The 14,277-nt window shown below is 70.8% G+C and carries 7 protein-coding genes; all 7 read left to right on the forward strand.

Annotated features, from left to right (window positions below):
- Positions 1-333 precede the first annotated feature (333 nt).
- The 7 genes from EJK15_RS18580 (at position 334) to EJK15_RS18610 (ending at position 12,841) form a co-directional block, all read left to right on the forward strand.
- Positions 334-639 carry a hypothetical protein gene (locus EJK15_RS18580; protein ID WP_138711712.1) on the forward strand — a complete coding sequence of 102 codons (306 nt, stop codon included), beginning with the start codon at positions 334-336 and terminating at the stop codon, positions 637-639.
- Entirely contained in the window at positions 636-1,805 is a 1,170-nt protein-coding gene (locus EJK15_RS18585) for a hypothetical protein (RefSeq protein WP_138711713.1), read from the forward strand. Before EJK15_RS18580 ends, EJK15_RS18585 begins: the two co-directional genes overlap by 4 nt.
- Before the next feature lie 59 nt (positions 1,806-1,864).
- Positions 1,865-2,179, forward strand: a complete 315-nt coding sequence (locus EJK15_RS18590) for a hypothetical protein (RefSeq protein WP_138711714.1) — start codon at positions 1,865-1,867, stop codon at positions 2,177-2,179.
- Positions 2,180-2,308: 129 nt separating this feature from the next.
- Positions 2,309-3,274, forward strand: a complete 966-nt coding sequence (locus EJK15_RS18595) for a deazapurine DNA modification protein DpdA family protein (RefSeq protein WP_206060946.1) — start codon at positions 2,309-2,311, stop codon at positions 3,272-3,274.
- A gap of 91 nt (positions 3,275-3,365) precedes the next feature.
- Positions 3,366-12,359 (forward strand): hypothetical protein, encoded by an 8,994-nt coding sequence (locus tag EJK15_RS18600; RefSeq protein ID WP_138711715.1) that lies wholly within the window; start codon positions 3,366-3,368, stop codon positions 12,357-12,359.
- Positions 12,359-12,574, forward strand: a complete 216-nt coding sequence (locus EJK15_RS18605; protein ID WP_138711716.1) for a hypothetical protein — start codon at positions 12,359-12,361, stop codon at positions 12,572-12,574. The genes EJK15_RS18600 and EJK15_RS18605 overlap by 1 nt, the downstream gene beginning before the upstream one ends.
- A 3-nt stretch (positions 12,575-12,577) precedes the next feature.
- Positions 12,578-12,841 carry a hypothetical protein gene (locus EJK15_RS18610; protein ID WP_138711717.1) on the forward strand — a complete coding sequence of 88 codons (264 nt, stop codon included), beginning with the start codon at positions 12,578-12,580 and terminating at the stop codon, positions 12,839-12,841.
- Positions 12,842-14,277: the final 1,436 nt, after the last annotated feature.

Below are 14,277 nucleotides of genomic sequence, written 5' to 3' on the forward strand. Positions count from 1 at the left end.
GCCGTTACCAGCGACGCATGCCAAGGCGGGAACAGGTCTCACGGACACTGACCAGGGACTACACCTTCGATATCAACCGAACCTCCATTTGGTAAGCCCACTCACAACCTGCGACCTCGTGTCGCACCGCCCAGGGTTACCCCGGCGACGAGTTCCTGTTCACCGAGGACGAGGCGTTCGACATGGTCCACGCCCTCGACGAGAACCGGGACTGACCCCACTTCACCCCGTCTCGCCCTGCATCGGGGCGAGACGTTAGCTCATCTCTTCAGGTTCCGTGTGCCGTCCGAGCGGCGGGCGGCGCACGGAACCTCCCGGAAGGAAACACCCCGCATGACCAGCAACACGCGCGTGCACGTCATCCACCTGGACTGGGGATCGCTCAGCTTCCACGAGACCGTGATCATGGCTGCCCCCGATGAGCCGACCGCGTACGCGCGCACCGCCCGCTACCTCCTCCAGGAGGCCAGGCAGTTCCTCGAAGACGACGCCCGGGAGGCGTACGACGACTTCGTCACCGAATACCCCTACGACCCCGACACGGCTACGCCCGAGCAAGCCAAGGAGTGGGTGGACCGCTTCGACGAAGAGGTCTGGTACCCGCTCATCACGGTCGAGCAGGTCGAGGTTCGGCCGTGAAGGTCGTGTTCGGCTTCGGGATGGGCGTGGACAGCGCCGCGATCCTCGTCGAGTGGCTCGACAACCCGGACTCCCGCACCTTCGACCTGAAGGACTTGATCGTCGTCATCGCCCAGACGGGCGATGAGTGGTTGGAGACCGGCTGGCTGATCGAGATGTTCATCTTCCCGCTGCTGCGCGCACACGGCATCCGCACCATCCAGGTCGCGCGCGCCAGCAACAGCCAGCGGGACGGCATCGTCATTCTCGACGACACCACGCAGCCCACCACCTGCTACATCCAGGGCGCCTACCGGCTGTCGGATGAGAACTTCGAGGTCGCGACGGTCCCCCAGACCGGCGGCATCCGCAAGTGCTCTTTGAAGGCTAAGGGCTGGAGTTTGGACACGCTCATCGCCGACATCACCGGCGGCGAGCCGTTCGTCCACGTCATCGGGTTCGAGGTCAACGAGCTCGGCCGCATGATGCGCGACATGCCGCTCGGGCTGCCCGGCCGGATTCCCGCCTATCCGCTGACGGGGTGGGGCTGGGACCGCGACTTCTGCGAGCAACTGCTGTGGAAGAAATTTCAGGTCAAATGGATCAAGAGCGCCTGCGTGCAGTGCCCGTACGCCCTAGCGAGCACGGCCGGGCTCGCCCGCACCCTCCCCCGCTACGTCGCCTCCCCGTACGAGGCGTTCAAGCCGCTGACGATGGAGTACCTGTCCGTCGCCGCCAACCCCCGCCAGGGGCTGATCGGCGGGCGCCAGCTCTACGACGCGCTGCTCGACGTCGAGGGCGGCCCAGAACTGCTCGCTGAATTCCAGGAGCACCTCAACTGCATGCCGTGGGCCATCTACGACGTGCGGCGGGCGTTCCGCGCCAAAGCCGACGACATGATGAAGCCCGCCAACGCCGCCCGTTCCATGACCCGGATCGCCACCGGGGACCGCGCCGACATAGTCGGCCTGCTCGACTACATGGCCAACCACCACCTGCCGCCCGGCGCCCGCTACGAGATCGGCCGCCACCAGCGGGTGTGGCTGCACGAACGCAACATCTACTACCCGTGCCCGGAACAGGCGTTCGTCACCGGCCCGGCGCTCGCCATCGACAAGACCAACAAGACCTTCGCCGAAGCGTGGGAGGAAGCCCTGAAGGGGCCCTCCCAACTCTCCTTCGTCTGACCCCACCCGATGCTTCCCGCCCGAGCGGCGGGCGGGAAGCCCTCACCGGAAGGAACTCCATGACCGGCGCCCCCGCGCACGTCTACCTCGCCACCGTCGTCTGGAACGACGGGCGGCGCTTCCAGCACGTCACCGACACGTCGGGCCTGGCCTACAAGCGGGCCGCCGAGACGCTGCACGGCCTCATCACGGACGGCGACGCGCCGTACATCCCGCACCGCTACTTCGACTTCCTCGAAGACCACCCGTACGACCAGGACACCGCCACGGACGAGCAGGCCGAGCAGTGGGTGGACCTGTTCAAGGACCAGCTCCTGCCGGACGAGCAGCTCGCCGTCGAGGTGACGCGGTTCGACGTCCAGAGCGCAGCCTGACCCCTCCCACACGGTGGCCGACGCCCGAGCGGCGGGCACCCCACCGGTCCGACTCCTGACGCTCGACTACCCGGGCGGCACCCTTCCGGTGCCGCCCCGACTCACGCATGCCTGAAAGGAGGGAACCTCGTGATCTGCGATGATGCGCGGAACCTGCACTTCTATCTCGGCACCCACCGCGCCAACTGGATCGCCACCGCCCCGCCTGGCGTGTCCCTGTTCCTCTCCCACCGTGTGCTCCGCAAGTACAAGACGCTGCCCACCTTCTATGACTGGCCAGTCCCCACCCGCCGCGCCCGCCGCCGTCACGTCGCCATCGACTCCGGCGCGTTCACCGAGCTGTCCCTACACCACCAGTTCGTCACGACTCCCGAGGAGTACGTCGCCGCGCTGGCCCGCTACGACGAGGTCATCGAGCTAGATTGGGCCGCGCCGCAGGACTGGATGTGCGAGCCGTGGATGCTCGCCAAGACCGGGCTCACCGTGGCCGAGCACCAGCGCCGCACCGTCGAGAACTTCCTCCTACTCACGGAGCTGTGGCCGCAGGTCAGCGACGCCGAATGCCCCGTTATGCCCGTGATTCAGGGTTGGACCGTGGACGACTACCTGGCCTGTGTCGCCCTCTACGAGGAGTACGGCGTCCGCCTGGCCGAGGATTACGAGCTCGTCGGCGTCGGCTCCGTGTGCCGTCGGCAAGGCTCCGCGGAGATCGGCGACATCTTCCGCACCCTCGCAGGGTTGGATCTGCCCTTGCACGGGTTCGGCGTCAAGCTCGCCGGGCTCCGCCGCTACGGCCGATACCTGGTGACGGCCGACAGCATGGCTTGGTCGTACGCCGGGCGCCGCACCCCCACCCAGTGCGGCTCCACCCGCCACAAGAGCGAGGCGAACTGCCAGGTGTTCGCCCTCAACTGGAGAAACCATGTCGAGGCGGTCGCCGCCGAGGCCAAGCGCGAGATCGGCCAACCCGACCAGCTCGACCTGTTCCCCACCCCAGCCCGCGCCGCCCACCAGCGCGCCTCCAGGCCCGCCAAGCAGGCCGCAGCCGCCCACCCCGGCCAGGACGACCAGCTCGACCTGTTCGCGGCCGCCTGACCGCGCTGACGTGATCGACGGACCGGGACACTAGCCCGTTCCGCCGTGTTCCCTGCCCTGCACACAAGCACGGGGCAGAGCAGGGGGCACGGTGACCAACCAGCGCACGTGGACCATCGGCGGAGTCACCTACACAGCCGACTTGGAGGCCAAGGCCCGACGCCTGCGCAACGCGTTCGATCCCGAACAGCCGCGCGACCGGAAAGGCCGCTGGATCGAGACCGGCGCGTCCGTCTCCATCTGGGGCGGCGGCACCGGCACCGTAGCCCGCAACCTGGGCGGCGGCCGGCTCGAGGTGCACACCGCGGATGGGCGCAAGCTCGCCATCCACCGCAACTACCTGACCGTCACCGCTGCCCCCGACGGGAAGAAGCCGTCCGGCAATCCGGCGGACCGGCCGCGGCCGCAGCGCGCTGCCAAGCCTTCCAAGGACGTGCAGGAGTTCACGCCGTCCGGGCAGGACACCCGCGTCCCCGTCTCGGAGCTCAGGTCCGGCCAGCTCGCGTACGTGCACGGCTGGGACCAGTTCGGCGATAGCACCAGCAACCTGGGCCGCATCTCCGGGGTGTCGCCGGCGGGCCCGCCCGAGGACGCCGACACCAAGCCCGGTTCGGGCTGGGCCGTCTCCTTCGTGGACAACGTCAACCGCCACTGGACGATGTACACGACCGACGACGCGATGGCCCGCATAGTGCCGGACGAGGACTTCGCCCGGCTGGTCGAAGCCGAGCGGGTGAACGACCAGGAGCAGGCCGACCGGATCGCGCGCGAGATCCGCGACCAGGTGAAGGCGATCGACGAGGCAGAAGCCTCCGCAAAGCCGGAAGCCGCGCCACCGGCCGAGCTGCCTGCGGTGGACTCGCGCGTACGGCTGTCGAACGGCGCCGAAGGCACGGTGGCCAAGACCCGCGAGGACGGCGCGCTCCTCGTGCGGCTCGACTCCGGCAGCCAGGTCAACGCCCACGCGGCCGACGTCGAGGTCATCGACACCCCAGCCGCCCCGGCCGAGAGCGGCGGGGAGCGGCCCGAACTGCGCGCCCGGCAGTGGATCAGCACGCCCGCGTTCCAGGACCCGGTCCGCGTCGAGCAGATCCAGGACACCCTCACCGGCGTTGAGGCCGAGGTCACCACGATCCGCGGTGACCGGCGCACTCTGCCGGAGGAGGAGCTCGGCGACTGGCAGCCTGCCGACGAGCCGGCGAACCACCGCGCTGACGGCGCCCCCGTCACTCCGCAGATCCGGCCCCAGGAGGGCCTGTTCGCGGACATGGGGACCGACAAGGACGGCAACCGCGACATCTTTATGGAGCTGGAGGACGAGGACGGCCAGCCCGCGCTAGCCACGGCGGTTGATGAGTCCGTAGCACGCAATGCGGGAGAGGAGCCCAGCAGCGATCAGCCAGAGGGCAACGCGGGCGACGAGCAGTTACCGGCTGAGGCAACGGCCGCCCCAGCGCCTCAAGGCCGTGTCGTGCGGGGCGTGCGCTGGGGTCACGCCTGGGAGGCAGACGGAGTTCGTTCCGGAGTCAACTTCGCCACTCCAGAAGAAGCCCAGGAGGCGCTTGACCGCTACCTGGCCTACGAGAGCGACCCGCCCAACCGCGGGCTGGGGCGGCTCGACAGGAGCGCGAACGGGGACGGGCCGCTGGAGCGCGGCGACGTCGTAGACATCCCTCGCTGGGACATCTACGGGGGGACCGTCGAGGCCATCCGCGACGGAGGCATCACCAATCCGCGGGCCCCACAGCCGACGCCGATGAAGGAGATCGAGGTTCGCCGCGTGGACGGCAAGGTGGTCCGTGCTCGCGTGCGGGAACGATCCTCCATCCTGCGCTATCTCCCCGACGACGCTCGTGCTCACCGTGACGCCCGGCTGGCACCCGTCATCGCGCGTGAGCAGGCGATGATGGAGGAGCACCGTGCCGCCGTGCGCGCCGAGCGGGAGGCGCAGGAGGCGCGGCAACCGTGGGACGGCACGGGTGAGATCACCGAGGGCAACATCCGGCATGGCGCCGAACGGATTGGCCTGACGGACGCCAACGCCGATGCCGCGTTGGCCAGCTACAGGAAGGTGCCGGGGCGGGTCCGTACCGACGCCACCAGGTTCAACCAGCACGTCACCGACGAAGGCCCGGACTTCGCCGACCAGGGGCTCATAGCCGCACACGCGCTTGCCGACGCCTCACCACTGCATCCGGAAGGGGCAACGGGGCCGTCACTCGCCACGATGATGGCCTCCCTGGGGCGTGCGTTCAGCGAGCGGGACGTGGATCCGGAGCTTCTGGCCGGCCGCGACCGGGCGCGGCGGCTCATGGACGGCGACGCTGAAGCGCTCGACGGATCCACCGCCCGCGAACGGGAAGGCGCCGCCGCCTACCTGACGCACTACGCCAAGGCCGTGGGCCGCGCCCAGGGGCCGGATGGCGACACCGCCCGGGAGCGGGCTCGACAGGCGCAGGAGCAGTTCGGCGCGTACCAGCCTGAACCCGAGCAGCCCACGCCAGAGAGCCAGGCCGAGGCGACCTCGCAGCCTGACCCGGCCGAGAACCGTACCGCGGAGTCCGAGAGCGATCAGGCCGTACGGGAACGCGCCGCTGGCCGCCAGCAGGTGACCGCGCTGGCCAGGCAGGCGCGCGAGGCGTACGACGCCGGCGACATCGACCAGGCGTCCCGGCTGCTGGACGAGGCCGAGCAGCTCGCCCCGGGCGACCCGCGGCTCAGCATGATCCGCAACACGATCAGCGAGGCCGCACAGCCCCCGGCCGCGGACGGCACCCCGTCGTCTCCGCTGACCTACCGGCGCAACGCCAGCGGTGGCGTGGACATCGTGCGTGAGGGCGAGGTGCTCGGCGACGTCGTCAAGCGCGGCCGCACCTCCTGGTACTGGCGCGTCGTCGGTGACGAGAACTACATCCCGGTGCCGGAGGCTACCAGGAAGGCGGCCGCAGAGAAGGTTGCGTGGGCTGTCGAAACGCGGGCGGAGTTCGCGGCGCACGACGCACGCAGGGAGGCTGCCCGCGACGCCCGGATACGGGAGATCGAGGCCGAGGGGTACACGCGCACGCCGAGCTCGGAGTTGCAGCCCGGCGACATGCTGCGCCACCTCGCCGGAACCACCGCGCTGGAGTACTGGTCGCAGCCCGTCCTGGTGAGCCAAGTGCAGCCGTTCGGCGACGACGGCTCGATCATCCGGTACGTCCGCATGGACGGCACCACGGACATCGCGATCGTGTCCGGCGAGCGAGCGCAGGTGATGCGCAAGCCGGAGCGCGACGGCCAGGCGGACGCGGTATGGCAGCAGCACCTGGACGACACTGACGACTCGCCGGCCGCGCACGCCCGCAGGGCCATACCGGAGGGGTACGAGCCTGCCGGGTGGAGCGAAATCCAGCCGGAGGACGCCGTACGCGTGCCGAGGCGGATCCGCGCTGGCTACGTGCTGGAGTGGAGCAGCCCGCAGACGGTGGAGCACATCGAGTTTCGCCCCGATGGCGGCGTCGTGATGCGGTACGAGACCAGTACGGGCGGCCGCTACATCGCCACCGAGTCGGGCAACTTCAACCAGACGGTCGCCTCGTACGGGGTGATCCGCGATGAGTCCACACCGCGGCTGCGCGAGGCTTCGCGGGAGGAACTCGCGCCGGCCGCAGGCGTGTTCTCCACGGACGGGGAAGCTGCCGTCCGCGAGGCTGTGGACACGCTGACGGCGGAGCTGGACAAGCTGCCCATGAGCGGCGTTCACGGTGCGCGCGAGGATCTGAGAGCCGCGCTGGACCGTGCGGTGGCTGGCGCGCCCGACGCTGACCGAGCCGCTGCTGAGGGGCAGCGAATCCTCCAGGTGTCCGATGTGCTCGGGCGGGCGTGGAACCGCGCGTCGCGCGAGGAGATCGCTCGCGCGCACCAGCAGATGGTCGCGGAAAACCGTGACCGGCACCTGGCCGAGGCGCAGGCGGCATCGGTGGACGGCAACGTCGAGGAGGCGCTGCGGCTCATCGGGCTGGCCGAAACGTTGCACCGCAGGTGGCTGGCCGACCAGCCTGCCCCTGGCTGGGAGGCGCTGCGGGCTGCCGCCGAGCGTGGGCCTGAGCCGGATGCTGAGCCGTCTCGGGAGGGTGCTCCGGAGGGGCAGGCGTACGCCGACGAGATCCGCGTGGGCGACACGCTCGCGGAGGCGCGCTGGCGGGTGGCTGGCCCCGGTGCGGGCGCGCTACGCGAGGGTGAGAGCGCGTACGCGAACCCGGCGGGCCCGGCCAGGTTGGGCGAGCCCGAGCGGGACAACCGCCGTGTCGCCGACATTCAGCAGGCGGACAGCGGCCGCCTCATGTTCGTGTTCGACGACGGCACCCGGATCAGCCGCCGCCCGGACGCGCTCGTCACCCGTGGCACCCCGGCCGAGACCGAGGGCGGCGAGTGGATCCCGCAAGCCAACGCCCAGACCGGCGATCGGATTCAGTTCGACGCCGCCGGGCCGACCCTGCCCGCCGCGTTGGCCCGGGAAGGGCTCGGCATCGGCCGGTTCGACAAGGTCACTGTGGCGGGCAAGATCTCGCGTCGCCAGCCCGGCATGCCGTCCGTGGTGCTCGACGACGTCACCATCACCCGGGCGGACGGCACCAGCGTGCCGGCGCCGTCCGGGATGCGGTTCTCGGTGCCGCGCCGCGTGCTGCGGCTCGACGACAGCGAGCCCGCCCCGGCGCCGGAGCAGGTGCCCGGCGCGGGCCTGCGGGAGGGCGACCGGATCACGGGCCCGACCGGTGACGTGGCCGTGGTGCGGGTGGAGCAGCTCAACGACGGCCTGGTGTCGGCGCTCGTGCGCGGCGACGACGACCGGCGGGAGCGGCACCTCATCACCGCTGATCGCCCCGTCAAGCTTGCGCCCGCGCAGGACGGCGCCCAGGCGGACGAGGTCGAAGCGTCCGGCTTGGCCGTGGGCGAGTGGGTGCTCATCGACGACGTCCCCATGCAGGTCGCCTCCGTGCCGGAGGTTGACGGCGGCCGCGCCCGGTTCGACGTGCGCGACCAGGACGGCCGACTGTCGGAGATGGAGCTCGACGAGCGGCTCCTGCTCAACCGCATCACCGGCACCCCGGCCCTCGACCCCGCGGCCCCGGCCGCGCCGCCGGCAGAGCCGGAGCGAGTCACCGCCGTGGAACTGCCGGGCGGGACGCCCACTGGCAGGGTGCGGCTCCGGACTGACCAGCGGCGCCGTCTCCTGGACCTCAACCTGGACGCCACCAGTTCGGGCGCTACGCCGGAGGTGGTGCAAGCCATGGCGAGGCTGCGCGCCCGGCGGGAGTTGTCCGCCGGGCAGATGCAGGCCCTGGCCGCGCACCTGCGCACGCTGGCCACCGACGAGAACGCGCCTGCGCCGCGCCGGCGGGCGCTCGCCCGCACCGCAGGGTGGATCGACGCCGCGAACGCCCGCCTGGAGGGGTTCCCGCCGCCGCCGCACGACCCCGGCCGGCCAGGTCCGGAACGGGCCTACGCCCGCAACCTGGGCATGGGTGACGTGATCGCCCTGCCCGGAGAGGACGGCACGGTCCGGATCGGCACGGTCACGGCGACCCGCCCCGTGCGAGGGTTCGGGCTCAACACGGTGCATGTCCGCATGGAGGACGGCAGCGTGGAGCAGCGGGTCCTGCCGGACGGGGTGGACCTGTGGCTGATGCCGGACCTCCCCGAGGATCAGCCCGCGCCGCCGCAGTTCACGCGCGAGCACGTCACCGCTGACCGGATCGGCGTCGGCGACGTCATCCGCTGGGACGGCAATGACTTCACCGACCCGGTCGTGGGCGAGGTTCTGTCCGTGGAGCGGCGCGGCGGCGAGTTCGCCGAACTGCGCCTGTACGAGATGACGGTCCTGGACGGCGACGACGAGCAGCAGACGATCACTGTCACCGATCGGGGCTGGCCCTCGGTGGAGCGGCTGGAGCGCGGGCCCGCCACCGGCGGGCAGCCATACGACTCGGTGATGGCGCCGGAGACGGCCGAGTACATCGACTGGCGCGATCTGAAGGTGGGCGACCGCGCCACGGTGTCGATGGCGACCGGCACCATCGTCGCGATCACGAGGCACCCTGCGACCGACGACGTGCCCGAGGGCGTCACCGTGTCGATGATGGCCGACAGCGGCGAGCAGCGGTCCGTGTCGGTGTTCGACGACCCCGACCGGCCCGACGACTACATCGACCCCTCGGTGATGCGGCTCATCCCGGCCGACGACAACGCGGCCGCCCGGATCGCCGCCGTACGACGCGAGCGGGAGCGGATCAGCCGCGAGCGGGAGTTCACGGCTTTCCTCGCCGACCTGGAGACGTCCCGTTCCCGGTGGGCGGCGACCGACATCGCGGAAGCGCTGCGCGGCCTGCCCGCGGGCGCGGGGCGGGAGGAAGCGCTCGCCGCGGCGCTGGAGCGGCTCGACCGGATCGACGCCATGGACGACACGTCGGCGGCGACGCTCGCGTTCCGCCTCGGCGCCCGCGACGACACCCAGACCGCCGCCATGGCCCCGGCCACCAGCGCCGTCACCGGCGCGGTCAAGGCCCGCGCCACCGCCCGTATCCGCGCAGCGCTGGAGGAGGCGGCCCTGCTCGGCAGCGAGACGTGGCCCCGCGCTCTGTCTCGCGTCGCGGCCGCGTACCGGGACCACCCGCCCGCGCCCGGCGTGCTGCCCGCCGGCGTTTCCCTCGCGCGGCTGCGCGACCGCATCAGCGGCGCGCCCGAGCAGCCCGCGCCGCGCATGCCCGACATGCCGCAGGACGCCGACCTGCCGGTCCGCCTGGCCGCCTACCGGGCCCAACTCCCGGATGACCTGGTCAACCTGGGCCGCCAGCCCGTGATGCGCACCGTGTTCGAGCCGACGACGTTGGAGGACCTCGAAGCCGGGCGCGTGCCCGCAGTCCGGCAGGCGGTGCTGTGGGCGCCCGACGTGGCCGACGACGACGGCCCCGGCCCGGAGGCGATGCGGCAGCTTGCCGTGCTGCGCGCGGCGGGCGCCGACCTGGACGTCCGATTCCGGCAGCACCTGGCCAGCCGAGATGCGGCGCTCGGCGCGGAGCTCGCCGCGGTGCAGCGTGAGCGCGGGCAGGCGTGGAAGGCGGCCGACGACCTGGACGCGGAGATCACCCGAGTCCGCCGCGGCGGCGGCACTCCCGACGCGGCGCTGCTGGAGCAGCGGGACGACGCGGCCGCGCGCTGGCATGCGGCCGCGGTGCGTGAGCAGGAACTGCGGCGCATGCTCGCCGAGGCCCGCCGGGAAGCGCTCGCCGCCACCCTCGCCGAGGTGCGGCAGGTTGGCGGTACCGGGCTCGACTACACCGACCGGAACGGCCGCACGCTCACGGGCAGGGCGGGGTCGAACGCCGCTGCGCTGCGCTACGTGGAGGAGGTACTGCCCGCCGACTGGCTGGCGGCCGCGCGGGAGGCGGGCCCCGCCGAGGTGGTGACCGGGCCTGGCCAGCACGTGCACGTGCGGGCGGACGGCTCCACCCGCATCAGCCTGCCCACCGACGACAACACGGAGATCGCGCCGGCGATCCGGGAGGGGCAGCCCGGCCGCGTCCCGGTGCCGTCCGCGCAGCCCGGCGGGGTGACGAAGGCCACGGTGGCGGCGCACGAGCTGGGCCACCACCTGGAGGCGACCGTGCCCGGCCTGCACGCAGCAGGGCAAGCAATGCTGTGGGACCGCACCAGCCACGGCGACATCGGCGACCGCGTCCGGCCGGAGCCCATGTTCGGCGAGGACCGCGGCCGCCCGTTCGAGATCTACCCTGGCGACTTCCCCGACGCCCGCACCGGCCGCGTCAACGGCGACGGCACCCAGGAGGTTTTCGCGAACGTGCTGGAGTCGCTGGCAGGGCACGGCGACTACGCCGACGACGACCTGCGGCACTGGGGTCTCGGCGTGCTCTCCCTCCTGGCCACCGACGCCACGGGCCCGCAGGGCGGCAGCCGTCGCGAGGAGGGGGCGGAGCGGCGCGACCCGCTCGACGGCATCAACCTGCTCGCCTTGTCGGACGAGCAGTTGCGGGCGCTGCTGGCCCGCATCGACGACCCGCAGGCGGTGGCCAGGCTGCGGGCGGTGCTCGACGAGCGCGAGCAACGGCGCACCGGCCGCGACGAGATCGACCTGACCGAACTGTCGGACGCGGAACTGGAGTCGATGCTGCTCGCCGGGTGGGACGGCTACGGCGACGACCCCGACCGGACGGCGTTGCAGGACCGGGTGATCGCCGAAACCGAAGCGCGCGAGGCCGAACGCCGCCGCCGCGGCGACGAGCTCGGCGACCTGGCCGCGTCCGACCTACTGTCCATGGACACCGACGACCTCGCCGCGCTGTACGGCCGCAACCTGGGCCGGTACGGGCTCGACCCGGCGGTGACTGGACTGCTCGACCAGATCAGCGCCGAACTGGAGGAACGCGACCGGCGGCGCGACATCGGCGCCGACCCGTACGCGAACCTCGACCTGGCGGGCATGAGTGACGAGCAGCTCGGCGAACTGCTTGAGCGGCACCAGCCGCTCTACCACTCCGACCCATGGTCTGCGGCGCTGGTGCGGCGGATCTTCGCCGAGCTTGACGACCGCCACCGGCAGCGGGAGCCGGAGGACGAGCGCACCCCGGAGGAGGTGCGGGTAGACGAGTTGATCGCCCAGAACTGGGATCCGCGCGAAGCCTACGCCGAGGTGTACGGCCTGTCGGTGGAAGAGATGGACAGGCAGGAGCGGATCGCGATCATCGACGCTGAGCGCGGCCGCGGGGAGCGGCGCGAGCAGGTGGTACGCCGCATGTATAAGCAGTGGGTGTACGAGCAGGCCCTCGAAGCCGAGAAGGCGACTAACGGCTACATGCTGTCGCCGCTCGGCCGGAAGGCCGGCGTGGATCCGAAGAAGCTGTGGGGCGGCAACGCCGACCACGCGTACGCGTACGCGTCGGAGGAACTCCAGCGGTGGTGGGCAGCGCTGCCGAACGGAGGCAGGATGACCTACGAAGAGTGGCGCGCCCAGTGGCTCGGAGACTCCCGCGACCGCAGGCAGGCACAAGAACGACGGCAGACTGCGGGCAACGGAAGGGACTTCGGCTGATGACGACCGGCCAGGGGCGGACGCCCACCAGTGAGGAGCTGGCCGACGCGCGCCGCTCCGCCAAGCTCGCGGCGGGGCTCGGCGCGCCGCTCGGCGTGTGCCCGTACGACCCGCGCAACCTGGATGAGCGGACGCTGGCGGTCGTGTGGGCCGCCACGTACGCCGACGCGCTCCCCGACAACAACGCGGCCGCTGGCGGCCAGGAAGAGGCATAGCTCGTGGACCGCATCGTGGAGGGGTACATCGGCGGCGTCTACTACGCCGTCACCGTGGGCGAGTCCCAGATCGGCGCGGCCGACACCATCGGCCCCGTGTCGGGGGCGGCGCAGGCGCGCCGGCTGCTGGAGTTCCACAACGGGATGCCGTTGCCGCACTCCGGTCAGGTGCTCGACGTCAACGACCCGGAGGTGGTGATCGCGGCTCTCCAGGAGTTGACGCACGTCATCCATGTCCGCCCGGCCGAGACCAGGGGTGGCTCTTAGCGGGTTTGCGTCCAAGCTGAAACGACATGGCAGCCCTGGGCATCGCCGCTAGCGATGGAGAGTTGCCCTGGCCTGCCGCTGACCTTGGTCCGCCACTCGCCGACGATGGTTCTCGTGTAGGGCCAGTGGGCTGAGTTGCACTTCGCGGCTACCCGGTAGCTGCCGAAGCCTTGGTCGCAAGCTGCCCATGCACGATTGTCTCCCCTGTTTAAGCCGGCTTCGCAATCCCATACTTCGGCATGCGCCGGGGTGGCGGTACCGGCGAGGACTATCGCGCCGGCCGCCGCAGCAGCGGCAAGGGACCGTACGAGGTTACCCATCACGTTTCCTTTGCGCTCATGGCTTACGTGCCTCATGGTCTTGCTTGCGCATGGACGGGACCAGGGCATTGGCAGGGCATTTTCGGGCTACTTCGCACCGACGGTGGTCACCGGATCGGAGCAAGACACTAAGCCCGGCGACCGGCATTGTGCCGGGCGTGCGGGGGGGTTGGGGTGGCGGTTCGGGCTCGTCATAGGGATCGCGCTGGGATTGATTGTGGGGTCGTTCCTACTGCGAATTTGCGCGCCTGAACCGCCGCCCTCGGAGGTGCTCGACGTCAACGACCCGGAGCTGGTAGTGGCTGCGCTTCAGGAGCTGGCGGAGGCCGCCCGGGTCAGCTAATTGTTAAGCCAGAGTTCGACCCGGACGTTCGAGACCCGCCAGCAGTACGCCTCCCAACCTTGAGTAGCTTCCCAATAGTTGCCCATCTCGATGCACCTCGCGCATGGGGCAGTGCTGGTAAACGCCGTGGTGAAGTTGTACCACCACGGTGGGGTACCCGAGTAGCACTGTTCGACCAGTGCGTTCTGTGATGTGCTTACCGTCGCCGGAAGCGAGCTAGCGGAGGCTGAGTCGTTGGCTGCCTTGGCATCGGCGGCGGGCGTGCTTGTGAAGAGGGCCAGCGACGTCATCAGAAACGTTGCGGCGAACGTCTTCCGGATCATTGTCTCGTTGTCTCCCATCGATTACGAGCGAAGCTCTCTGGTACATGCACTGATGCAAGCTGGGGCTGCTCCGCGGCCTTGGTGGCGCCGGATGCGCACAGCGTTGATCGTTCCGGCCGATGACAGCCTGCCTTCAGTGGGCTTTCGACCAGCGGCTGCAACAGCTCAGGGATCCCACGTGCTTCATTATCGATCGTCAGAATCGACCCAGCCAGGACATCGTCCGGACATTCACCGGACATTCACCGGACATTGTGGTGACCGCTGGATGAGGGCGGCGTCCAGAAGATCGGACGCTGACACTAACCCTGCGAGCCCGGCATTGTGCCGGACGTGCGGGGGTTGGGGTGGCGGTTCAGGCTCGCCATAGGGATCACGATAGGGCTGATTGTGGGGTCGGTCCTGCTGCGGGTCTGCGCGCCTGAGCCGCCACCCGCGGACATCTACTTC

It is taken from the genome of Nonomuraea basaltis (genome assembly GCF_005893125.1).
GTDB lineage: Bacteria > Actinomycetota > Actinomycetes > Streptosporangiales > Streptosporangiaceae > Nonomuraea > Nonomuraea basaltis.

Bases quoted from the DNA above. Each gene is read 5' to 3' on its own strand.
- EJK15_RS18605 (WP_138711716.1), top strand. From the start codon at position 12,359: ATGACGACCGGCCAGGGGCGGACGCCCACCAGTGAGGAGCTGGCCGAC.
- EJK15_RS18580 (WP_138711712.1), top strand. From the start codon at position 334: ATGACCAGCAACACGCGCGTGCACGTCATCCACCTGGACTGGGGATCG.
- EJK15_RS18590 (WP_138711714.1), top strand. From the start codon at position 1,865: ATGACCGGCGCCCCCGCGCACGTCTACCTCGCCACCGTCGTCTGGAAC.